The 22,985-nt window shown below is 43.2% G+C and carries 17 protein-coding genes; 3 read left to right on the top strand and 14 right to left on the bottom strand.

Features of this window, described 5'->3' with window-relative positions; all coding sequences use genetic code 11:
- Nucleotides 1-1,725: an ATP-binding protein gene (locus D908_RS15000; protein ID WP_005523014.1), complete on the top strand. Its 1,725-nt coding sequence runs from the start codon at nt 1-3 to the stop codon at nt 1,723-1,725.
- Between the two features lie 214 nt (nt 1,726-1,939).
- Here D908_RS15000 and D908_RS15005 read toward each other — a convergent pair whose 3' ends face one another.
- From D908_RS15005 to matP, 3 genes are all read right to left on the bottom strand, one after another.
- Complete coding sequence (locus tag D908_RS15005) at nt 1,940-2,272, bottom strand: hypothetical protein (protein WP_001257281.1); 333 nt, start codon at nt 2,270-2,272, stop codon at nt 1,940-1,942.
- A 130-nt stretch (nt 2,273-2,402) separates the two neighbouring features.
- Nucleotides 2,403-2,720, bottom strand: coding sequence for a DUF3634 family protein (locus D908_RS15010; protein WP_005523010.1), 318 nt, complete (start codon nt 2,718-2,720; stop codon nt 2,403-2,405).
- 10 nt (nt 2,721-2,730) lie between these two features.
- On the bottom strand, nt 2,731-3,180 hold the full coding sequence (gene matP / locus D908_RS15015; protein WP_000877150.1) for a macrodomain Ter protein MatP: 450 nt from the start codon (nt 3,178-3,180) through the stop codon (nt 2,731-2,733).
- A 163-nt stretch (nt 3,181-3,343) separates the two neighbouring features.
- On the opposite strand from matP, the gene D908_RS15020 reads away from it, so the two are divergent.
- Both D908_RS15020 and fabA read left to right on the top strand, forming a co-directional pair.
- Nucleotides 3,344-4,993 (top strand): S16 family serine protease, encoded by a 1,650-nt coding sequence (locus tag D908_RS15020; protein WP_005523008.1) that lies wholly within the window; start codon nt 3,344-3,346, stop codon nt 4,991-4,993.
- 64 nt (nt 4,994-5,057) lie between these two features.
- Complete coding sequence (fabA, locus tag D908_RS15025; RefSeq protein ID WP_001180256.1) at nt 5,058-5,576, top strand: bifunctional 3-hydroxydecanoyl-ACP dehydratase/trans-2-decenoyl-ACP isomerase; 519 nt, start codon at nt 5,058-5,060, stop codon at nt 5,574-5,576.
- Nucleotides 5,577-5,668: 92 nt separating this feature from the next.
- Here the strand turns inward: fabA and rmf are convergent, their stop codons facing one another.
- From rmf to D908_RS15080, 11 genes are all read right to left on the bottom strand, one after another.
- The gene (gene rmf, locus D908_RS15030; protein ID WP_001881287.1) at nt 5,669-5,842 is read right to left on the bottom strand and encodes a ribosome modulation factor; all 174 of its coding nucleotides are present in this window, start codon (nt 5,840-5,842) and stop codon (nt 5,669-5,671) included.
- A gap of 163 nt (nt 5,843-6,005) precedes the next feature.
- Nucleotides 6,006-7,706: a DUF3466 family protein gene (locus tag D908_RS15035; protein ID WP_005523004.1), complete on the bottom strand. Its 1,701-nt coding sequence runs from the start codon at nt 7,704-7,706 to the stop codon at nt 6,006-6,008.
- A 5-nt stretch (nt 7,707-7,711) separates the two neighbouring features.
- On the bottom strand, nt 7,712-9,631 hold the full coding sequence (locus D908_RS15040) for an ABC transporter ATP-binding protein (protein WP_005523002.1): 1,920 nt from the start codon (nt 9,629-9,631) through the stop codon (nt 7,712-7,714).
- The gene (locus D908_RS15045; RefSeq protein ID WP_005523000.1) at nt 9,609-9,851 is read right to left on the bottom strand and encodes a glutaredoxin family protein; all 243 of its coding nucleotides are present in this window, start codon (nt 9,849-9,851) and stop codon (nt 9,609-9,611) included. The genes D908_RS15040 and D908_RS15045 overlap by 23 nt, the downstream gene beginning before the upstream one ends.
- Before the next feature lie 8 nt (nt 9,852-9,859).
- Nucleotides 9,860-11,983 (bottom strand): bifunctional 23S rRNA (guanine(2069)-N(7))-methyltransferase RlmK/23S rRNA (guanine(2445)-N(2))-methyltransferase RlmL, encoded by a 2,124-nt coding sequence (gene rlmKL / locus D908_RS15050; RefSeq protein WP_005522998.1) that lies wholly within the window; start codon nt 11,981-11,983, stop codon nt 9,860-9,862.
- A gap of 458 nt (nt 11,984-12,441) precedes the next feature.
- The gene (locus D908_RS15055) at nt 12,442-12,984 is read right to left on the bottom strand and encodes a cell division protein ZapC (protein ID WP_000917534.1); all 543 of its coding nucleotides are present in this window, start codon (nt 12,982-12,984) and stop codon (nt 12,442-12,444) included.
- 153 nt (nt 12,985-13,137) lie between these two features.
- The gene (pyrD, locus tag D908_RS15060) at nt 13,138-14,148 is read right to left on the bottom strand and encodes a quinone-dependent dihydroorotate dehydrogenase (RefSeq protein ID WP_005522996.1); all 1,011 of its coding nucleotides are present in this window, start codon (nt 14,146-14,148) and stop codon (nt 13,138-13,140) included.
- Between the two features lie 73 nt (nt 14,149-14,221).
- On the bottom strand, nt 14,222-19,063 hold the full coding sequence (locus tag D908_RS15065; protein WP_005522994.1) for an NAD-glutamate dehydrogenase: 4,842 nt from the start codon (nt 19,061-19,063) through the stop codon (nt 14,222-14,224).
- Nucleotides 19,064-19,251: 188 nt separating this feature from the next.
- Nucleotides 19,252-19,470 carry a DUF2835 domain-containing protein gene (locus D908_RS15070; RefSeq protein ID WP_005522993.1) on the bottom strand — a complete coding sequence of 73 codons (219 nt, stop codon included), beginning with the start codon at nt 19,468-19,470 and terminating at the stop codon, nt 19,252-19,254.
- A gap of 50 nt (nt 19,471-19,520) precedes the next feature.
- A complete protein-coding gene (gene pepN, locus D908_RS15075) occupies nt 19,521-22,127 on the bottom strand; it encodes an aminopeptidase N (protein ID WP_005522992.1) in 2,607 nt (868 codons plus the stop codon).
- A 181-nt stretch (nt 22,128-22,308) separates the two neighbouring features.
- Nucleotides 22,309-22,980 carry a hypothetical protein gene (locus tag D908_RS15080; RefSeq protein ID WP_005522990.1) on the bottom strand — a complete coding sequence of 224 codons (672 nt, stop codon included), beginning with the start codon at nt 22,978-22,980 and terminating at the stop codon, nt 22,309-22,311.
- Nucleotides 22,981-22,985 lie beyond the last annotated feature (5 nt).

The following is a 22,985-nucleotide window of genomic DNA, read 5'->3' as shown; positions in this document are numbered from 1 at the left end:
ATGGATTCTGAATACACAGAGAAATTAAATGAGCTAACTCTTGAGCTACAAAGAAGTATAGATCGAGGGAAACAGCTTGCAGAAGAGAATAGGGTTATTTTATCCGCTATTTCAGCTTTTAGTACAGCCGCAAACAAGAATCAAATTTTTGAAGAGTTAAAAACACTACTCAATCGTTATATTAAGTTTGATCATTTTCTAGTGATTTCTAAAGATAAGGCTAGTGAAGAATTTCGTACCTTACTTACCTCTAATCCAATATTTGAAAAGATTGCATGGCCGAATGGATTGAAATTTAAGCGAGTTCTTGGTGGTGAATGCATAATATTATTTGAACCTTGTAAATTAGAAGAGTTTACCTGTTTAGATAGTAATTGTGTAAATCAAGTCAATTCTGCAATGATCACTGGTATTCAGGCACAAACGAGTGATTCAGTCTTAATTTTGTTAGGTAATCTAAAAGGGCAATTTTCCTTAGAATCAAAAGAGACGTTGTCACGTTTTCGGCCTCTGCTTGAAAGGGCGATATCTGACATTGAGCATAAAGAAGAACTTCAAAGATTGGTTGAAATAAGGACCCGTGAACTCCGTTTAGCGCAAAAGTTGGCAGAGCAAGCGAACCAATCCAAGTCAAATTTTCTTGCCATGATGAGCCATGAGCTAAGAACTCCATTGAACGCAGTTCTTGGCTTAATTGATATATTGCGAAGTGATTCAACGAGTTATCAAGTTGAATTGCTAGAGCAAATGGAGAATTCAGCTGAACTCCTTTTGATAATCATCAACGATATTCTGGATTTAAGTCGAATAGAATCAGGGCATTTTTCGTTACATTGTCACTGGATAGATCTTGAGAAGAAACTTGACCAATCTTTGGTTTATCATAGACAAATCGCACAAGATAAAGGTGTGCAATTTAATGTTCAATCTAATAAGAATACAGCAATTGAATATTACACCGACTCTGCGAGATTAACTCAGATCTTATTTAATATTGTTGGTAATGCTATCAAATTTACAAAACAAGGTCGTGTCGACATACAGTTGAATTACATAGAAGATGGTATTGATATTCAAGTGCAGGATACGGGGATTGGCATAGAACCAAAACGCATTGAACAATTGTTTACTCCATTTATCCAAGCTGATAACTCAATTACAAGAAACTATGGTGGTACAGGATTAGGCCTTGCAATTACAAAACATCTAGTTGAATTAATGGATGGAACGATTAATGTTGATAGTAAAATTGATATTGGCACATTGTTTACTCTACGAATACCACTTAATTCACGGTTAAAGCGCCCTAAAGATCAAGTCACTTATTTACAACAAAGTACAATCGCAAAAAATCATCATATTCTTGTAGTAGAAGACACAAAGACGAATCAAATGGTCATTCAACTTTTGCTGAATAAGATGGGGTACGATGTGACAATCGCTGAAAATGGTTTAGAAGCGATAGAGTTACTAGAGAAAAACAACAATGCTTTCGATCTTGTTCTTATGGATATTTCCATGCCCATAATGGATGGCATCATGGCTACTAGAAAAATTAGAAGTCAGGATATCGATATACCGATTATAGCTTTGACAGCGCATACAGCAGGAAGCGACAAACAGAATTGTATTGATGCTGGTATGAATGACATTGTGCTAAAACCAATCCGAAGCAAAGATATCATGAATGTCGTTAATCGGTTTCTGCCTAATAATCATACTTAACATTGAAAATGATAAATATGATTATTAGGTATTTTATGGTAAATCTAGTTATGTTTAATTCTTCGCAGGAAAGTGGTTCGGGCATTAGTTAGTAAGTTTACTCCCTGCTTTATTTAACATAAGATTGATAATGCGCACCAAGGTGTTTTAGTTTTGGGAGAGTTTTTTAGCGGTTTCACTTAACCTATGAATCTTCCATGTACTGCATTGAGGATCATTTAGCTACAACATGGATTCTCAAGTAACGTTCTGGCCAATCATAAGCATACTGTTTGCCAATTTTGATTGTTTTCTTTGCGACCAGACATATCTCGTGATCACCGAGCGTAGAGACTTTCTTTACGATTGCCTTCTTTTCATGTGAATAATCGATATCTATGAAAACGTCACAATAGCCGTTGAGTGGCTCCTTGCTCTTTTTTATCGATTTTTCAATTTGAGCTTTAATTTTTTTGGCAACACGATTTAACTCTGCATCATCTGCAACTGCAGAATGACTGCAAACAATAGCAATTGTACATATCGTAAATAGATATAGAGACCGCATAGATTGACTCGTAAAAAATAAAACCAAGGAAACAATCTACTGGATTTGTCCCCTTGGTTTATCTGATTTTGCGGTATTTGAGGCTAATGAATGGTTTTGTTGCAAGTTACTTGTCGTGTGTTAATGAGTTTCAGCGACCTTTCTTGAGTGTTGAATTCTGATGTGTAAAACCTTGATGAGGAAATACATTACGAATTCGTTGTTGTACTTTTTTGGGTACTTGATTTGTGAAAGTGAGTTTTGCACCTGTTCTTTGCTGGTAAACCTTAAGTTGCCCTGAGAATGGTTCGTGCTGAGCAATATCTATAAGATTATGTTTAAAAGTATGTGGGAAATGTCCTCTGTTCTTCGTAATGTGGCCATCTTTAAAGGTCACAACTAAAACCGGTCTATCGACTGCAACTAACCAAAAAATAATGATGGCTGCGACTAATATGACGTACAACATACCCATATCCTTATTCTGACAATAATCGGCTGAGATCTTCTTTTAAACTATTGACGGTTTTGCTCGCCTTTTCACTTCTTGATGCTTCGCTAAGTAGATATTCAATCGCATCAGATAACGTGCAGCCTAATTCATTTGCCTTAAGGGATAATTTTTCCCAAACACGATAGTCCAAATCGATAGATTTTTTGCGTGTATGTATTTGTTCGGCATTAAAATGGCGCTTTCGCTTCGCTCGAATTGCTTGTTTGAGCTTATTATCCAGCTCTGGCGACATGTGTTCTTCAATCCAGGACAACACTTGTGTAGGCTCATGTTCAATGGCTTTGAGCTTTTGCACTGCAGCTTCGATTTCACTTCGATCAATGTAGTGAGTTACTTGTTCCCCATCCTTCCATTTGTTGATGAGATATTGCCATTTCCAACCACATTCTAAATTTTCAAGTTGTTGATATTTCATCTCTAGCCACTTTCCCTTGTTATACAGTGACAGCGTAACCCAGTGTTACCTAACCTGCAACTCTCACCACAAAAAAAGCGAGCAAGATCATTGTTGAGTTGTGCTGTTCGCTGCAGGGCTTTTTCTATATAATTTGGCTCTTTTCAATCAGTTCGATATCTCAATGACCCAAAGCATCTGGCGCAGTGTAACGCCTCAATTTGAGCAGTTTAACAAAGTCTTTGAAAACTACCCTAACCTAGCTCTCAATTCACTGATCGATCTTCAACCTCGTTTGACCAGTGCGTTTGAACAATTTGTACATCTAAAAGGGTTTAGTCGAATTCTGTTGATTAACGCTCCCGATAACTCGATTTACCGCGCTCTATTTAAGGAAACTCTCCTCGATGAGGGGCTTGGTGTACCCGTTTTGAGCACGGAAACGTTAGACATTTCAGAGGTATTGGGACAAATCAAAGTTGAGCAAGGTGCCGTAACGCAGAAAACTGCAGGATATCTTGAACAAGCCAACGGTGGATATTTAATTGTCTCTGCCAATTTGCTTTTGGCTAACCCAAGATATTGGCCGACTTTAAAAGCTGCTGTCTTGGGCGAGATGGTTTCACCTATCAACTGTGACCCTAAGTCTCCGGTTCCAAATGGGCTAGGCACAAGCTATGACGTAAAGCTAATTGTTGTTGGTGATCGGACGCAATTGGGTGATCTTGATTTTCTTGATGTCGATATTCACTCCGGTTTGTGCTTATTTTCAGAACTTGAACTTGATCTGAAGATTGATGAAGAATCTATTGAAGATTACTTAGGCTATTTGCTTTGGCTGTGCGAGCAGTATGATTTACCCGCTCTAACCATTCCTGCCATCAAGTCATTGATGACGGCGGGAGCACGCTATACCGAAGATCAACACTATGCTCCTCTCTGCTTAATGTGGCTTCGAGCTTTGCTCGAAGAAGCCCGTTTTGAGTCTCAAAATCAGCTGCTAGATGAGGAGCACATTGAGATAGCGTTAGATAAGCGTTATCTGCGCGAATCTTATCTCCCAGAGCGAGCTTTAGATGACATTCTTGATGGGCAAGTGATTATCGAAACCCAAGGTGAACAAGTTGGTCAAGTAAATGGTTTAACTGTAATCGAAGTTGCAGGACATCCATTAGCTTATGGTGAACCAGCGCGTATTTCTTGCGTCATTCACTTTGGTGATGGTGATATTGCTGACGTGGAACGTAAAGTAGAACTTGGCGGCAATTTACATGCTAAAGGCATGATGATCATGCAAGCTTTTGTGAGTAGTGCCTTGAATTTGGATGGTCCTCTGCCCTTTTCTGCTTCGGTTGTTTTTGAACAGTCTTATAGTGAAGTTGATGGAGATAGCGCCTCGTTAGCTGAACTATGCTCCTTAGTGAGTGCTCTTTCTGAGTACCCTATTGACCAACAAATAGCAGTTACTGGAGCCGTTGACCAATTTGGTCGGGTTCAGGCTGTCGGTGGCCTAAATGAAAAGATTGAAGGCTTCTATCGAGTTTGCTGCCATCAAGGTCTAACGGGTGAACAAGGGGTCATTTTACCTAGTTCGAATCTCAAGCACTTGTCTCTTCATAAATCGGTTGTAGAAAGCATTAAAAATGGTGAATTCAACATCTGGCCTGTTTCAACAGTTGATGAAGCAATTCCTCTCCTAATGGGTAAACCTTTCCGAGGCGAAGATGAAGATAGTGTGATTGCTAAAATCGCTGAACGAATTGATAATTTTGAAAAACTTGTACAGCCACTCGGAATTGTGGAACGGATCAAAAACTGGCTTGGCTGGCACTGATCAGAGTTGTTTGGCGTACACTTGTTCACTAAGATGCACCCAACAAAAAATGGAGTAATCAATAATGCAGAACAAACGTGATTCGTATACTAGAGAAGATCTTTTAGCGTCAAGCCAAGGTAAGTTGTTTGGTGAGGGTTATCCTCAACTCCCTGCTCCTAATATGTTGATGATGGATCGCATTACCAAGATGTCAGAAACTGAGGGAGAATTTGGTAAAGGCTTGATCTTAGCTGAGCTCGATATTACGCCTGATTTGTGGTTCTTTGATTGCCATTTTCCTGGTGATCCAGTAATGCCTGGCTGCCTAGGCTTGGATGCTATGTGGCAACTGGTTGGTTTCTTCCTTGGCTGGGTTGGCGGTAAAGGTAAAGGTCGTGCTCTTGGTGTGGGTGAAGTTAAATTCACAGGGCAAATTTTGCCGACAGCTAAAAAAGTGACTTACGAAATTAACATGAAGCGTGTCGTGAATCGTAAGCTAGTAATGGGATTAGCTGATGGGCGCGTATTGGTAGATGGTAAAGAAATCTACGTAGCGAAAGATCTGAAAGTCGGTCTATTCCAAGATACTTCAGCGTTTTAAACTCATTTTTGAGTCCTTATATACGAATAACAGCCCTTTTAGGGCTGTTTTCCTTGCTAATGAGCCCGAGTCGGGCTTTGTTGTATGGGAAATTATTTGCAGAGACCAGAAAGTTTGTCATTTCTAGCATCACGCCAACCACCTAACCAATAAGAGCGTACTTCCGTTTGTTGATAGGGACATTCATCATGGGATCGGCCGTTTAGACCAGCTTTGTATCCTTGCGATTGAGCTCTTTCTAGGCGATCACGCTTTTGTCTCTTCATAGTTCTGTCCTCATACGGTAACTTTGGTATAACGTACAACTATTAAAGTTGTGTGGATCTTTTATGACCACACAATTAAAGAATCGATCAAATCTGCGCCTTTCTCAAGCAATAAAAAAGGCACAAGCCCAAATCTGTGAGCTTGTACCCTTCCTGACAATATTTACAATTTTCTACGGAACCCTAGTAATCCAAGCACCGCCAAGAACCCAAAACCCAAACTACCACCTTTACGTTCAGAGGCTTGCTCTTCAGTGCTACGGGGCTGAATATTAGCACTTGTTGCATTGGTAATTGGAATTAGCTTCACAGCAACCACGGTTTCCTCACGATCACCACCACCACAAAGTGAATTGTGTGCGGTCGTATCATATCCACCGGCACATTTCAGCGCAGTAGCAGAGATTACTCCAGCATCGTTAATGTCGGTTGCGTCAATAATACGGAATTGGTTATTACCTGTGACTGAACCGTCATTGGTCAAGTCATCCAGCCACCATGCTTTGTTAGCAAAAATGGCCATGCGGCCTACATCGCTGCCATTTGCACTGTATGGATAAATAAAACCTCTTTTGCGACGAGGTTTGCCGTCGTTTTCGCGAGTATCATTAGCGTCAACTTGGCCGACAATTTCATTGTAGTTATTGATTGAACCCGCTTTACCACCGGCACCTGTAAAGAAAATACCGCCAGTCAAAAATGATGCTGTTGGTGTACTTGCAGAAACATCATTTATAACAAATAGACGATTTCCTGCTGCCCCATTTTCTGGTCGACTACCTGCACGTTTCGCGGCACCCAAAGCAACCAAATTGTTGTTCACATCAGTGACAACCGAGTTACTGTGAATATAGTCATCACCAATTTTGGCTTCGGCACCAGAAACAGCCTTGGTTGCCCAATTAGCGATATTCGAAAAATTAGCTAGGATATCAAGTTGAAAAACAGAAGCTTGCATGTAGTTATTGTCGGGATCGTATGTGCTATAACCGACTGCGAATAGCTTACCTCCGCTCTCAATCACATCACGCATACTGCCTTGTGCTAGTCGGTTACTTTTGTTTTCGGTATTACTTGGCCAGTTAAGTTCAACTGCCGTGCCATCAGTTTTCCAAATTGCAGGTTTTGAAGAGAAGTAATCACCTTCGTCACTTTTAAAAGGACGAGACACACTACCTACTGTGTAGTTTCCGTCATTTTTCCATGCGCGAGTATAAAGAAAACCCGCTGTTAAATTTGGTGCAGTGCCTGTGCTGCGGGCGGTAATCGCTCCAGAATTGCGACGATACACTGTCACGTCTCCGGGTTTTACATTGATACCAATAGGTTCTGCTGTGCTAGTAAGGCTATTAATTACTACGTTTCGAGATTCGTCAACAGAAGTTCCTGTTGCACCAGTACCTACAAAAGCGATTGAGTTTGGAATTTGTGATGCGTTGATTTCTGCCTGCCAGCGATTCCAATGTGGTTCAGCCCACGTATTACAAGTCGAGTACAAAAGTTCGCTGTAACAGTAGCGTTCAAAATCTTCACGTTCTTGTACATATAAGAAGGCATTATCAATTCCAAAAGCCACTTCATCACGATAGCTTAAGCCATCAACTGCTTTGCCAGTGCTGGCTTTCTCTATACGAGTTTCACCTGCTAATGCAAAATTTTGGCAGCTGACACCACCGACCGTTGAGTTAGTAAAACAACTATCACTCGAAGTACTTGGTTGAATCGCTACACCCCATGCACTCCCGTAACTTTGCCCAGTACTCGGTGTCACTTCCATTACTTGGTAGAGTGCCGCGTTAGCTGTTTGGGTAGCGAGCATCACTGCAGTTGCTAAGATCGAACGTTTAAAAGTAATACGACTCATGTTTTCTATTCACTTTCCTGTTGCATCGCTTCAAGCTCTTCCCAACGCTCAAAAGCAATTTCGAGTTCCTGCTCTGTTGCAGTTAACTTGTCTAAAATGGGTTGTGTTTTATCGACAGGCTGACTGAAAAAGTCTGGACCATTGACGAGATCCTGTAATGCTGCGATCTCAACTTCCAACTCTTCTAACTTTTGAGGAAGAGCTTCGAGTTCGCGTTGCAGTTTATAAGATAACTTCTTCAGCTTAGTTTTCGATGGTGCGGATTTGGGAGACTCCTCAACCACTTTTTCTTTTTTGACGATATTTTCAACAGCTCTGCTTTGTAAAACTTGTGCACGCTGTTGCTGCGCATCGTGGTAACCGCCGACAAATTCTTCAATCTTACCATCGCCTTCAAAAATCCAGCTTGAAGTGACAGTGTTATCAACGAATTCACGATCATGGCTCACGAGCAGCAAAGTGCCTTGGTAATTGGCAAGCAATTCTTCCAAAAGTTCCAAAGTTTCGATATCTAAATCGTTGGTTGGTTCATCGAGAACCAATAAATTGTTGGCTTTGAGCAAAATACGCGCAAGCAGTAGGCGGTTTTTCTCTCCACCCGATAATGCTTTAACTGGAGTTCTTGCTCGCTTCGGTGAAAACAGAAAATCTTGAAGATAACTTAAAGCGTGGCGAGTACGCCCACCTACCATCACTTCTTGTTTTCCATCGGCTAGATTGTCGATAACCGTTTTTTCCGGATCAAGTAGCTCACGATATTGATCGAAATAAGCGACTTCAAGCTTAGTGCCGCAATGCAATTTGCCGCTATCCGCTTGTAAATCACCAAGCAGAATTTTGAGTAATGTACTTTTACCGCAGCCATTTGGCCCGATTAACGCGATACGATCACCGCGCATAATATTGAAACTGAAGCCATCAACAATCGTTTTTCCACCAATTGTGTAGTGCAGGTTTTCAGCTTCAAAAACAATTTTGCCTGAGCGATTGGTGTCGTCAATTTGCAAATTGACTTTGCCTTGTACTTCACGGCGTTCACTACGTTCTTGGCGAAGGCGCTTGAGCGCACGCACGCGCCCTTCGTTACGGGTTCTTCGTGCTTTGATACCTTGGCGGATCCATACTTCTTCTTGAGCAAGCTTTTTGTCAAACTCTGCATTCTGCAGTTCTTCGACACGCAGCATCTCCTCTTTCTCATTCAGGTAATTCTCATAATCACCAGGGAATGAACTGAGCTTGCCACGATCTAAATCCACAATTCGAGTCGCCATGGATTTAATGAAAGCACGGTCGTGAGAAATGAAAATGATGGAACCGCGGAAATCTTTCAGGAATCCCTCAAGCCATTCAATAGTAGTCACATCAAGATGGTTAGTCGGTTCGTCTAGAAGTAGTACATCCGGATCACACGCAAGTGCTCGGGCTAACGCTGCTTTACGCTGCCAGCCGCCAGAAAGATCCGTCAATTTCGTGTGGCCATCTAATTTCAGAGAACCCAGTACGTTTTTAATCCGATCTTCAAAACGCCAAGCTCCGGAAACCTCAAGTTGTTCCTGAATGTGTGCGAGCTTGTTGATGTTGGATTCTGTTGGATCTGTTGCAACGAGATCTAATTGATCTTGGTAGATCTTGAGTTGCTCACCAATGCCTTGTAGGCCTCCGGATACATAATCAAACACAGTTCCAGCTTGGTTACGTGGCGGATCTTGCTCTAAACGTGACACAACGACATCTTGCATAATTTGCATTTTGCCATCGTCCAGTAGAATCTCACCCGCGAGCACTTTCATCAGTGTTGATTTACCAGCGCCATTACGCCCAACCAGACACACTCTTTCATTTTCTTGCAACGCAAAATCGGCGTTATCCAGTAATGGATGATCACCAAATGCCAACAATCCGTTATGGATGGTAATTAATGCCATTGTTCTGTAACCACTCTATTAATTCTTGTAAGTCAAAAGGCCAATTCAATTCGCTAGTTTGGTAAGCAACAACAGGTATAGTGACCGCGTAACGAGAAAATAGCTGGTCATCAAATGCGATATCAACTACGTTGAGTTGTTTGCTAAGCCCTACTTTATCCAGTAATGCATATGCCATCTCACAGAGATGGCATCCTTCAGTGCTATACAAGGTTATCATTGACTATCCTAGCTTTGATGGGTGATCAACCAGCAGTTGTGGATCTGTTTGTTGCGTTCAAAATCCATCGGCAAGGTTTGATGTGAGATATTCTGCGCATTAAGCTCCAAAGTTTGTAATGCTTCCAAGTCCATCTTGAAATGACGCTTGTTGTTAGAAAACACAATCGTGCCTTCAGGGCGCAGCAAACGCTTGAGATTGGTCATTAAAGTGACGTGGTCACGTTGAACATCAAATGTCTGCTCCATACGCTTGGAGTTTGAGAAAGTCGGTGGATCAATAAAGATGAGATCGTACTGACCTTGTGCATTGGCAAGCCACTGTAAACAGTCAGCTTGAATATATTGGTGCTGACGACCAACTTGCCCATTGAGCTGCATGTTTTCTTTCGCCCACTCAAGATAGGTTTTTGACATATCAACCGTAGTTGTTGATTTTGCCCCGCCACAAGCAGCATGAACCGTTGCAGAACCTGTATATGAGAACAGATTGAGAAAATCTTTGCCTTTAGCCATTTGGCCTAAACGGCGGCGAGTAATTTTGTGGTCAAGGAACAAACCGGTATCGAGATAATCGTATAGGTTGACGATTAGCTTCACACCATACTCATTAATCTGCATGGTTTGTGCTTGTTGTCCTAATTTCTCGTACTGTGAAGTACCCTTTTGTCTTTCACGGACTTTAAGTACGACATTGTTTGCATCTACATCTAGGACTTGGATAGCCGCACGGATAATATCGGTCAAACGACGCTTCGCTTTTTCTTCAGGAATATCTTTCGGTGCCGCGTATTCTTGAATCATCAGATGATCTTGATAGACATCTATCGCAACATTGTATTCAGGTAGATCAGCATCATAGAGGCGGAAGCAATCTAGCCCTTCGCGTTTGGCCCATTTGCCAATCTTGTTGAAGTTTTTCTTCAAACGGTTAGCAAAGTCTGGGGCAACCAGTGTTTCCTGAGTACCCTCATTGGTTGTAGTGTTTTCACGTACCGAAATAGTGTAGTTTTTTTGGTGACAAGGTAACGCACCATTGTTGAGTTTGAACTGTTTGTCAGCCCGCATGCGTAAACAGCTGAGCAATTCATCAGAACTAGAGAAAATAGAGGCTTTGCAGCCGCCAAATTCCGCTTTGAGCTGTGCACCGAATGCCGTGTAAAGAGCAATCAAGCCGGGATGAGTGCCTAAACGCTCACCATAGGGTGGGTTACAAATCACAATACCTTCAGCAAAGTTCTCTGGACGTTTCACTTTCGCGGCATCACCTAAAGTAAAGGTGATCAACTCCTCTACACCAGCACGACGTGCGTTATCTTTTGCTGTCTGTAGCACTCGGCTGTCGTTGTCCACACCGTAAAAATGCGTTTCAACTTTCTTGGCGCCACGTTTGCCTTGCACGCTCGCTTCAGATTTTACACTCGCCCATAGCTCTGGCTCAAAATCTTCTAATGACTCAAAGCCCCACTTCTTGCGTTGTAATCCAGGAGCGATGTTTGCAGCCATCATCGCAGCTTCAATCAGCAACGTACCAGAACCACACATAGGATCTAGCAACGGCTTGGTTGCATCCCAACCGCTGCGCAGAATAATTGCTGCGGCTAATGTTTCTCTTAGTGGCGCTTTGCCTGATTCAGTACGATAGCCACGAGCATGCAGGCCTGAACCTACCATATCGATACCAAGCAAGGCAGTTTCTTTGTGCAAACGTACGTGAATATGAAGATCCGCAAGATCTTTACTGATCGAAGGACGAGGTAGGTTTTTCTTGGTAAAGCAGTCGACAATGGCGTCTTTTACCTTCATCGCACCATATTGGCTGTTACGAATTTCTCGGTTAGTACCATTGAAATCAACAACCAACTTCTTGGAACTGTGGAAATGGTTTACCCAGTTAACGGAGGTCGTTGATAGGTAAAGATCTAAATCATTCTGGCACTTAAATTCAGCCACAATACGAACAAATCTTGATGCGAGACGGCTCCAAAGACAGCAGCGATAGATCTGCTCATTGGTTGCTTTAAATTTAACCCCGGCCTGAACGGGTTTTGCATCGCTGATACCCAGTTGGGTTAATTCTTCAACTAATAGATTCTCAAGGCCGTTAGACGTCACCGCTAGATACTGATTCATAGTGTTCTTTTGCTGATAAAAATGGTCTCAGATTATAACTGACAATGTGAACCATACCTAAAGCTAACTCACCTACAAGCCAAAAAATCTCTGTTTTTCGCTGAAGCTACTTCACTCCTGATCATTTTGGTCAGTGTGCGCACACTCCTTCTCTAGCAACTGATATTTAAGGCTCCCTGCCTTGAAGTGACTACTTATGCACCACTAAATTGGACTATACCAGATGGGTTTTTACACTGTAAATAAGTTACAAAAGACCTAAAAAAGGGAATTTTTAATGGAAATTTCCAGTTTGAAATGAGAATTGGGTCATTAACTATGCTGAAAAGAATGTCTAAAATTTGTACCAAGTTCACAATGTGAGCTAGGTCAACTTAAATGAAAGGTAAAAAAAATCGGCTTACGCCGATAAGAAATGAAGGAACGAAATAGGAAAGGAACGAATATTAAAAAGAAAACTAGCCGACCATGGCCATCTGCTGTGTGAAGAAAAGCGTATTGGCATCAGACATTCTGTCATGCATCACTTTAATCACTTGGCCAAATTCCAACGTTTTGCTGTCATTTAATGCAAAAGGAACGAGATCGGTATAGGCGCAAAGAGTAGCATTCTCCCCCACTTCCAATGCGATAAAAACACCGTCATTGAGAGCGTTACGTAAGCTGACGAGATCCCCTTGTTCTGGTGCATGACCAACGCCTTGCGATTCAAAAAACCAACTTTTAGGTTGTACTGGTTTATGGAATCGTTTAGCGGCAATACAGTAAAGCGCCAGCTCAGCTTTGCGAGGTTCACTTAATGGTAAACAAGCAATACGTTCTTTATACAGCTGAAAATCGGAAGCATCATCGACGGTAAAGTGGTTTTCGACAAACGCGCAATCGACTAAGAGATTACGGCTGAGGTTTGTGCGAAATAACATATCGTCACCAAGGTTGAGCATCAGATAACCTTCGCTATCTGAGTAGTACCAACTCCATTTGTCACTTGGTTTAAGCATTGTTCCACTCTCAACGATATATTTGGGGACTAGGTAAAACGCTTAAATTACCTTTGCCTATGAATATCGGTAATTTTATGAGGGCGCTGAGAAAAAAAAAGAGGAAATGCATAAAGCATTTCCTCTGTAATTCAGCTCGTAGCTTTCAAGAAATTAGAGATTTTTCACAATATCTGCTACTAGACGTGGGCCTTGATAAATAAAACCGCTGTATACCTGAACCAGTTTGGCTCCTGCCATCAGTTTTTCTTTTGCGGAGATGTAAGAATCAACGCCACCGACACCGATGATAGGAACTTCGTCTCCAAGTTCTTTATATAGGCTCTTGATCACTTCAGTACTGCGAGTTTGTAGTGGACGTCCACTGAGACCGCCGGTTTCATCAGCAAACTTCATTCCTTCTACTAATGAACGATCCAAAGTGGTGTTGGTCGCAATCACCCCATCGATCTTGTTTTTTAGTAGAGACTGACAAATCTGCTTAATTTCGTCGTCACTTAAATCTGGGGCAATTTTTAGTGCAAGTGGCACATATTTATCATGCTTAGCTGCCAATTCTGCTTGACGTGTTTTCAGAGCGGAGAGCAACTCATCAAGTGCTTCACCATATTGCAGTGAACGAAGCCCCGGCGTGTTAGGTGAAGAGATGTTCACCGCAATGTAACCAGCATAAGGGTAGACTTTGTCCATACAGATCAAATAGTCCTCTGCCCCTTTCTCGATCGGAGTATCTTTGTTTTTACCAATGTTGATCCCGAGGATCCCATCGTATTTAGCGCGTTTGACATTCTCGACCAAGTGATCAACACCAAGGTTATTGAAACCCATACGGTTGATGATGCCTTCAGCGTGTACTAAGCGGAACAGACGTGGTTTGTCATTGCCTGCTTGTGGTCTTGGCGTTACCGTTCCTACTTCAATGAAACCAAAACCCATAGCGCCAAACGCTTCGATACATTCGCCATTTTTGTCGAGTCCTGCTGCTAAACCTACTGGGTTTTTGAAGGTTAAACCCATGCATTGAACTGGACGATGAGGAAGATGTTGACGGTAGAAGAGATCGAGAGGTGTGCCGGTAAAACGTTTGAAATTAGAGATGGCTAGATCATGTGCTTTTTCAGCATCCAATTGAAAAAAGCCAGCTCTGGCTAAGCGGTAAAGCATAATGCCTCCGAAAGAAAAAAGCCCCGAATAAACGGGGCGTTATTATTGACGCATTCGTGGGTCAATTCAATGCTTATTCTGCAGTTAGGCAATTTAAGTTGAGCAAAGTCAACTCTCTTAGTGCAACAGAGAATTTCGCAAACTCATGTACAGTACCGACTTTGAATTCGTTCAGGATATTCTCCCAACGGCTAATCGATATTTGATTGCGTTCCAACCAGCTATCAAGAGCCTGCCCTACATCCAATTGCATGCCATTGAAATTCCCACCAAGCACTTGAGCAGTCAGCTGACGCTGTTGCCAATCAAGATCCTCACGGAAAGAGGCTCTTGCGAGTGCTTGCCAATGGTTGTCTACGGCTTGTTGGTTAATCTGTTTTAAGAACCAGTGCAGTGATAAGCGATCCCCTAAGCTGAAGTACAGTTTAGCGGTTTGAGCTACTTCAGTGTTTTTCTCTTTGGCAACGCTAGAGATATCAAGTGCTGAATAGAGGCTAGAGAGACGAGCTACATAGTGAGCCAATTCTTTCTCGACACCCTTCTCTATCCATGCCTCGGCCATCAGTTGATGCTCCGCAATCTCCTCTTTCACCAAAACATGATCAAGCTGTTCAGTAATGGCTTTAACATCACCTTGATAGCGCTCCACCATACTCATTACGCATGGTTTACCAGTACGGTTTCGTAGTAACCAACGAGTGAGGCGGCGTAACGTGCGACGCACGAGGAACATCACATCATACTGAGCGCTACTTTGCGCGATGTTGTCCAATTGGCGTACCTTTTCCAGCACTGTACCAAGGCCATAAATTTCGCGTGCTGCAGCATAGGCGTTTGCAATATCAACCACGCTTGAGCCCGTTTCTTCTTGCAAACGAGTAACGAAGTTGCAGCCCATTTCATTGACCATCTGGTTTGCCAGAGCTGTCGCAATGATTTCAACTCGTAGCGGATGATTGGTCATCTGCTTAGAGTAGTGACCGCGTAACTCAGTTGGAAAGTAATTAACCAACTGTTTTGCATGGAATTCATCTTGCGCAATCTCTTCGTTGGCGAGCTCTTCTTTCAGAGCCATCTTGCCGTAAGCCATCAGTACAGAAAGCTCAGGACGAGTTAAACCCATGCCCTGTCTTTCACGCTCAAGCAGAGTTTCATCATCAGGAATATATTCCAATGCGCGATCCAGATATCCGTTTTTCTCCATATGATGGATAAAGCGGATTTGCTCTTTCATCAGAGAAACGCCCTGCGCTTCCGTGACGGAAATTGATTCAGACTGGCCGTAAGCATCTTCAATAACAATGCTTCCGACTTCATCTTTCATCGATTCAAGAATTTGGTTGCGCTGTTTCAGCGTTAAATCACCATTGGCGACTAAGCCATTGAGGAAGATCTTGATGTTGACTTCGTTATCTGAGCAATCCACGCCGCCTACGTTATCCACGAAGTCGGTGTTGACTCGGCCACCCTTGAGCGCAAATTCAATACGCCCACGCTGGGTCATACCTAAGTTGCCACCTTCGCCGATAATCTTGGCATTCAGCTCACGTCCATCAACACGTAAACCATCGTTTGCACGATCTCCCACATCAGTATGGGTTTCGATTGACGATTTCACGTAGGTACCGATACCGCCATTCCAGAGGAGATCAACTTCCATTTTAAGGATCATCTTGATCAGCTCGTTTGGAGCCAGAGATGCCTTCTTGGTGTTGAGCATTTTCTGTATTTCAGGTGTCAGCGTGATGGCTTTTGCCTTACGTGAAAAGACGCCGCCACCTTTGGAAATGAGCTTAGGATTGTAATCTTCCCAACTGGAACGAGGTAGATTGAACAAACGGTTACGCTCTTCCCAACTACTGGCTGAATCTGGCGTTGGGTCAATGAAAATATGGATATGGTTAAAGGCCGCTAGTAGGCGAATGTGTTGCGACAATAACATACCATTACCAAAGACGTCCCCCGCCATATCGCCGATGCCAATTGCGGTAAAGTCGGTCGTTTGGCAATCAATGCCAATCTCACGGAAATGACGTTTCACTGATTCCCAGCCGCCTTTGGCTGTGATACCCATGGCTTTGTGGTCATAACCATTAGAGCCACCAGAAGCAAACGCATCACCCAACCAGAATTGGTATTCGGCTGAAACGGAGTTAGCTAAGTCAGAGAAGGTTGCAGTGCCTTTATCTGCTGCAACAACCAAATACGGATCATCTTCATCGTGACGAACCACATTTTTCGGCGGTACAACCTGCCCTTCAAGGATGTTATCTGTTACATCGAGTAACGCGCGGATGAAGCGTTTGTAGCAGCGTTGACCTTCAGCAAAGATCTCGTCTCGTGTGGTATATAGATACTGTTTCTTACAAACAAAGCCACCTTTCGCACCAACAGGAACGATAACGGTATTCTTCACTTGTTGTGCTTTTACCAAGCCCAAAATTTCGGTACGGAAGTCTTCTTGGCGATCAGACCAGCGCAAGCCACCACGAGCAACTTTACCACCGCGCAAATGCACACCTTCGATATCTGGCGCATAAACGAAGATTTCAAAAGCCGGTACAGGAGCTGGAATCTCTGGGATTTCACTCGGTTTCATTTTGAGTGATAGCCAAGGTTTCGGCTGTTTGTTTTCATCCAGTTGGTAATAGTTGGTACGTAAAGTCGCATTGATCATTTCCATGTAGCGACGGATGATCCGGTCATCATCAAGGCTTTCCACTTGATCTAACTGCTCGGTGAGCAATTTGATCAGTTCGGCTTGGCCTTTTTCACTACCTTTGTGTTTAGGATCAAAGCGATGTACGAATAGATCGACCAGTCCTTTGGCAAGATCAGGATGGTGACTGAGTGTATCTTCAATATAGTGTTGGCTAAATGGGAAGCCCACTTGGCGCATATAACGTGCGTAAGCGCGCAGGATAGATACTTCACGTCCTGAAAGCGATGCGCCTAAAATCAAACGGTTAAAACCATCACTCTCTAGCTCACCTGCCCAAATCGCAGCAAAAGCTTGCTGGAATCGGTCACGAGCCTCACGAAGATCAACCTGCTTATCGCTCTTATGCAGCATGGAGAAATCGAGGATCCAATACACTTGTCCATTGGCTTTCACCACCTCGAAAGGCGATTCACCAATCACACGCAGGCCAAGGTTTTCTAGCATTGGCATCACATCTGACAAATGGATAGGCTCATCTTTGTGGTAGAGCTTTAAGCGTACAGCTTTGGAATCTTTAGCGGTTTCCTGAAGGCGGTAGAACAACATGCCAAGCTTATTGTTTTCATCCAAAGCTTCGAGATGTTCAATATCAGCCAGCGCTGAGCCTGGCATCACTTCTTCTTTATAAGAACGTGGGAAAGCACGTTGATATTCTTTCGAGAGCGGTAATCCACGGCTCTCACCGAAATTCGCGACGATGGCTTCAGCGAGACGATCGTCCCACGTGGTTGAGGCTTCCATTAAGTTCTGCTCTATTTTTTTCACATCAACATTGATGTTGTTATTGTCTACACGAACGATGTAGTGAGTTCTAGCCAGTGGGCTTTCTGAGAAATAGGTTGTGAATTCAACATCTTGCTCACAACCAAAATAGTGTTTAAACACTTGTTGCGTTTTGCGGCGAAGCTCAGTGTTATAACGTTCTTTGGTCACATAAACCATGCAGCTAAAGAAACGTCCGAACGGGTCTTTACGCACAAACAGGCGTAGCAGATCGCGATCTTGCATCTGCACTACACCCATCCCTACTTCAAGCAGCTCTTCTTCACGCGCTTGCAGTAGTTCATCGCGTGGGTAGTTTTCCAGAATATTGTGTAGTGCTTTATAAGCATAAGAACCTTGGCGGTAACCACTTGCGGCTAAGATGCGGCCTACTTTTTCGCGAATAAGCGGGATGCTTTCCACGCTTTGGTTATACACGGCAGAGGTGTACAAACCAGTGAAGCGATGCTCACCAATCACTTTGCCTTTCGCATCAAATTTCTTAATACCGATGTAGTCGGTATATGCCGGGCGGTGAATGCGGGACTGTTTATTGCCTTTGGTGAGGATCAGTAAGAATGGTTTTTTCGCTTCGAGTCGAGCAGAGTCTGGGAATTGAGAGAGTTTTACACTGCGCACACGCTCATGTTCTGAGAATAAACCTAAACCTGCTTCTTTGGTCGGAGTCAGTTCTGTATCGCCATTCTTTTCTACCAAGTCGAACTCTTTGTAACCCATAAAAGTAAAGTTATGGTTACCAAGCCAGCGTAAGAATTGAATGGTTTCATGTAAGCGTTCTGCTTCAATCGGAATCTGTTTTTGTTCTGTTTCCAATTGTTTGATCACATGCTCAAGCTTGCTAGACATAGGTTTCCAGTCTTTCACGACCAAAGCAGTGTCTTGCAGGATATCGAGTAGCTCGTCTTTAAGCTGTGTCATCTCTTCCTTGCTGCTTAAGCGATCCACTTCAATGTGGAACATGGAAATGAGTTGCCCTTCTCCCTGGTTGATGCTTTTCACTGAACCGTCTTCATGACGTTCAATGTATGCCGGCCCATTGAGCATTAAATGAGAAGCCAATCCTAGGCGACTTAATGCCATTTTGATCGAATCGACCAAAAATGGGCTATCTGGCAGAACAATTTCAACAATGGTATGAGTCGATTGCCAACCTTGGCGACTGACCGTTGGGTTAAACACTCGAACTGAGCGTTCGTCCGCTTTCTTTTCATTAATGTGGTGCCATAAGCTAAGCACTGCACCATAAAGATCGGACTCGTTACGTTCGAGTAGGTCGTCTTGCGAAATATTGCTGAACAGGTGTTGTCCAAGTTGAGTGACTAAGGGTTGTTGAGCAAGCTCTAGTTTGTCTTGAATCAGTTGATACACTTTTTCAAGCAAAACTGGCATCAAAGTTTCACGCGCAGTCATGGTCGACTCCAGAATTTGATTCTTATTTTTGTAGGGGGTGTGCAGTAAGCATAGCGCTTACTATTGGTAATGCAGGGCTTATTGTAAGAGTTTTATTGATAAATAGTTAATTGTTTTGGGGTTGCTGTGGAATGAAAGTGTGAGAATGTGACTAAGGTACCTGTTTAAACCACTACAAATTAATGCTTTTACAGAACTTCTAACTTAACGAAACGATTACTCTGGTCAGTTGTTAACCGAAATCGACCTTTTACTCCAATTTGGCTTAAAAATGGCCGCAAACGCGTTGCAGGAAGTTGTAACTTTAACCCCTGCTCTGTTGTCACCATAACGCTGCTGGCAGCTCCTGAGTAATGAGCCACGAAGGTTTGATAAGAGATGTTGAGAGAAAAAAAATAGTAGTTCATGCCTGTATCAGGTGGCACAAAGTGCCACCTGGTTCACCTTTCTTAACCGATTATGCTTCGAGTGCTTTGCTCACTTTTTCAAACAAATCACGCGCGAGATTTTCCATTGCTTTCAATTGTTCCAGCTCTTGTTTGATCAGGGCTTGGCGCTGTTCATCGTAGAGACGGAACTTGAGCAGTGGATCGATCAAGCGTGATGCTACTTGCGGGTTACTGCTGTTGAGCTCACGCAGAATTTGCCCAGCAAAGCGATAACCCTCACCTGTTTTCGCATGGAAATTGACTGGGTTTGCATTCAAGAATGCGCCAATTAAGCTGCGAGTACGGTTTGGGTTTTTCAAACTAAACGCTTCATGCTGCATCGCTTGTTGGATCACGTTCAACACTTGTGGTGATGGGTTTGAACCTTGCAGAGTAAACCATTTATCCATCACTAAACCATCGTGTTTCCACTTGTCGCTGTAATCTTGCATCAAGGCTTCACGACACGCTAACTGAGCTTGGTTAGCGGCAGTCATCGCTGCAATGGTGTCCGTCATGTTGTTGGCTTGCGCATACTGTTTTTGCACCAACTGGTTACCTTGCTCTGTATATGCAAGATAGCCTAAACAAACATTACGTAGAGTGCGTTGACCGATCGCCGCATGCTCAATGGAATAAGCGTCTTGTTTTAGTGTGTGATACGTTGCGCTGAGTTCATCTTCAAGTTCGCTAGCCAAAATGGTTTTCATTGACTTCAGTACTTGGGCAATGGCATCAACATCAACGCGCTTATACCAGCCAGACACTTCGTTATGGCTTGGTAGAGAAAGCATTTCTGCAACAAATTCGGCTTCCAAGTTGTCACTGAGCAATACACCACGGAAAGCATCTACTACTGCTTCTGCCAGTTCTACAGGCTTGCCTTGCTGTACTCGCTCAACGTTGGTACGAATGTATTTTGCAAGCAACATTTGCCCTGCATCCCAACGTGCAAACTCGTTACGAGCGTGAACCATCAAAAAGATCAGTTCTTCATCACTGTAGGCGTATTCCAGTTTGACTGGAGCAGAAAACTCACGTAGCAATGAAGGAATTGGCTGTTGCGCTACATTTTCAAAGCGGAAAGTTTGCTTAGCTTGTTTTACATCAAGCACATTAGAAATAGCCTTTCCGTTACACTGTAGCGGAATGACATCACCGTTTGGTGCATAAAGCTCAATATCAAACGGGATATGCAGTGGCTGTTTCTCTTTCTGCTCATGAGTCGGTTCGGTGCTTTGCTCTACCGTCAACTCATAGGTTTTACTGGTTGCATCGTACTCACTCTTCACTTTTAGAGTTGGTGTGCCAGATTGACTGTACCAAAGACGGAACTGTTGTAAGTCGATACCTGAAGCACCTTCCATTGCTGCAACGAAATCTTCGCATGTTGCTGCTGTTCCATCATGGCGCTCAAAGTAAAGCTTCATACCGCGTTGGAAATTCTCTTCGCCAAGCAAAGTGTGCATCATACGGATCACTTCGCTACCCTTTTCGTATACGGTCAGGGTGTAGAAGTTATTCATTTCAATCACTTTATCCGGACGGATTGGGTGTGACATTGGACTTGCATCTTCCGCAAACTGCGGGCCACGAATAATGCGCACGTTACCAATACGGTTTACGGCACGTGAACCCAGATCAGAGGAGAATTCCTGATCGCGGAATACCGTTAAGCCCTCTTTCAAGCTCAATTGGAACCAATCTCGGCAAGTTACGCGGTTGCCTGTCCAGTTGTGGAAATATTCGTGGCCAATTACAGCTTCAATGCCAAGGTAGTCGGTATCGGTTGCTGTTTTCTCATTAGCCAGTACGAATTTTGAGTTGAAAATGTTCAACCCTTTGTTTTCCATGGCGCCCATATTGAAGAAATCGACAGCGACAATCATGTAAATGTCAAGGTCATATTCAAGCCCAAAGCGTTGTTCGTCCCAGCGCATGGAGTTGATCAATGATGTCATCGCGTGATTAGCACGATCCAAATTACCTTTGTCGACGAAAATTTCTAACGCAACTTGGCGGCCAGATTGAGTGACGTACTGGTCGCGCAGAACATCAAAATCACCAGCAACGAGAGCAAACAGATAAGCGGGTTTTGGATGAGGATCTTTCCATTTAACCCAGTGTCGGCCTGCTTCCAACTCACCTTGGGCAATCTTGTTGCCGTTGCTGAGTAGATAAGGATATTGAGCTTTATCCGCGATGACGGTTGTCGTATAGCGCGCTAATACATCTGGACGATCCAGATAATAAGTGATGCGACGGAAACCTTCGGCTTCACACTGAGTACAGAATGCGCCACCGGACTTGTAAAGCCCTTCGAGTGCGGTATTAGCTTGTGGATCGATTTGCGTGACTACGGTGAGAGTCAATTCACTTGGCAGACCACGAATTTCAAGACTAGTTTCAGCTAAAGTGTAATCTTGCCAATCTTGACCATTCACTTTGAGTTCTTTCAGCGTGAGTGCTTCACCATCGAGCGTTAAGGTATTGCTCTCATGCTGCTGTTTAACTTGAGATACAGCGGTGACCAAAGTGGCGTTGTCATAAAGATCAAACACTAAATCGATGTCTGTGATGGTATGTGAAGGCGGTTGATAATCAAGGCGGTATTTGGCTTGAGGTGTATGAGCCATTGTCGTAATCCTTTTGACTTTATGTTCTGCGACAAAAACGCTACAGCGTTAAGTATTTTGAGATGTAAAAAGCTTTAATTGAACCAAGATCTTAGGCCTGAACGAATGAATAACAAGCCCTATACACAAAAAAACAGGGAGTTTGTCTGTAAACTCCCTGCCACTCTTGCTGTTTACTTGTTTATTGAACGCGGTTCATCACTACGGTCATACTGTCATCAATTTCTAAAGTGAGTCGATCTTGATCGAGTACGTAACGTGTATCGTGCTCTCCCTCTGCATACAGGAGAACCAGCCGATTACCTTCTGTGTAGTAAACGCCACGATGCGTTGCTTCATTGCCGTATTGATTGACTATGTGGAATGAAAAGACAAAGTCAGGTTGTAGGGTCAGTTGTATAAGGCTGCGATCGAGAATTTCCCCTTCTAGTGCCTTGATTTGCTCACTACTCCAATTACCAGCTAGTGTGTTGGGTAAACCTTTAGTAAAAGTCACACCATTAAGTGTTAGCAGATGGTGATTGTTTTCGTATTGATAGGTTTGTGGCTCTGAGCTATCCAGACCTAAAATGATGGTTTTTGCATCCGCAGAATAATCACCATTCCAGTGATCGACACTGTAGTCTTTCTTCTGAATATCAATCGAGAAATGGTAGTCAGAAGCCAGACTCAATTTAATCACTCTAAAGTTATCGCTAGATTGTTCTGGATTTGGGTTTAACAAGTACCAGTCGCCGAGCAAAAGAGGTTGATCAAATTGGGTTAAGTCGGCACGGCTACCGTTATTTGCGCTCAATACGGGTGATGAGGCGGCAAACAGTGTGCTGATCAGGCATGCAAAAATCCATTTCATGTGTC

This window comes from Vibrio mimicus CAIM 602, assembly GCF_000338875.1.
Taxonomy (GTDB): Bacteria; Pseudomonadota; Gammaproteobacteria; order Enterobacterales; family Vibrionaceae; genus Vibrio; species Vibrio mimicus.
This window is presented reverse-complemented; position numbering and strand designations above follow the sequence as displayed.

Bases quoted from the DNA above. Each gene is read 5' to 3' on its own strand.
- D908_RS15080 (WP_005522990.1), bottom strand. From the start codon at position 22,980: ATGAAATGGATTTTTGCATGCCTGATCAGCACACTGTTTGCCGCCTCA.
- fabA (WP_001180256.1), top strand. From the start codon at position 5,058: ATGCAGAACAAACGTGATTCGTATACTAGAGAAGATCTTTTAGCGTCA.
- D908_RS15065 (WP_005522994.1), bottom strand. From the start codon at position 19,063: ATGACTGCGCGTGAAACTTTGATGCCAGTTTTGCTTGAAAAAGTGTAT.
- matP (WP_000877150.1), bottom strand. From the start codon at position 3,180: ATGAAATATCAACAACTTGAAAATTTAGAATGTGGTTGGAAATGGCAA.
- D908_RS15055 (WP_000917534.1), bottom strand. From the start codon at position 12,984: ATGCTTAAACCAAGTGACAAATGGAGTTGGTACTACTCAGATAGCGAA.
- D908_RS15010 (WP_005523010.1), bottom strand. From the start codon at position 2,720: ATGTTGTACGTCATATTAGTCGCAGCCATCATTATTTTTTGGTTAGTT.
- D908_RS15020 (WP_005523008.1), top strand. From the start codon at position 3,344: ATGACCCAAAGCATCTGGCGCAGTGTAACGCCTCAATTTGAGCAGTTT.
- D908_RS15070 (WP_005522993.1), bottom strand. From the start codon at position 19,470: ATGAACTACTATTTTTTTTCTCTCAACATCTCTTATCAAACCTTCGTG.
- D908_RS15040 (WP_005523002.1), bottom strand. From the start codon at position 9,631: ATGGCATTAATTACCATCCATAACGGATTGTTGGCATTTGGTGATCAT.
- rlmKL (WP_005522998.1), bottom strand. From the start codon at position 11,983: ATGAATCAGTATCTAGCGGTGACGTCTAACGGCCTTGAGAATCTATTA.
- pyrD (WP_005522996.1), bottom strand. From the start codon at position 14,148: ATGCTTTACCGCTTAGCCAGAGCTGGCTTTTTTCAATTGGATGCTGAA.
- pepN (WP_005522992.1), bottom strand. From the start codon at position 22,127: ATGGCTCATACACCTCAAGCCAAATACCGCCTTGATTATCAACCGCCT.
- D908_RS15045 (WP_005523000.1), bottom strand. From the start codon at position 9,851: ATGATAACCTTGTATAGCACTGAAGGATGCCATCTCTGTGAGATGGCA.
- D908_RS15000 (WP_005523014.1), top strand. From the start codon at position 1: ATGGATTCTGAATACACAGAGAAATTAAATGAGCTAACTCTTGAGCTA.
- rmf (WP_001881287.1), bottom strand. From the start codon at position 5,842: ATGAAGAGACAAAAGCGTGATCGCCTAGAAAGAGCTCAATCGCAAGGA.
- D908_RS15035 (WP_005523004.1), bottom strand. From the start codon at position 7,706: ATGAGTCGTATTACTTTTAAACGTTCGATCTTAGCAACTGCAGTGATG.
- D908_RS15005 (WP_001257281.1), bottom strand. From the start codon at position 2,272: ATGCGGTCTCTATATCTATTTACGATATGTACAATTGCTATTGTTTGC.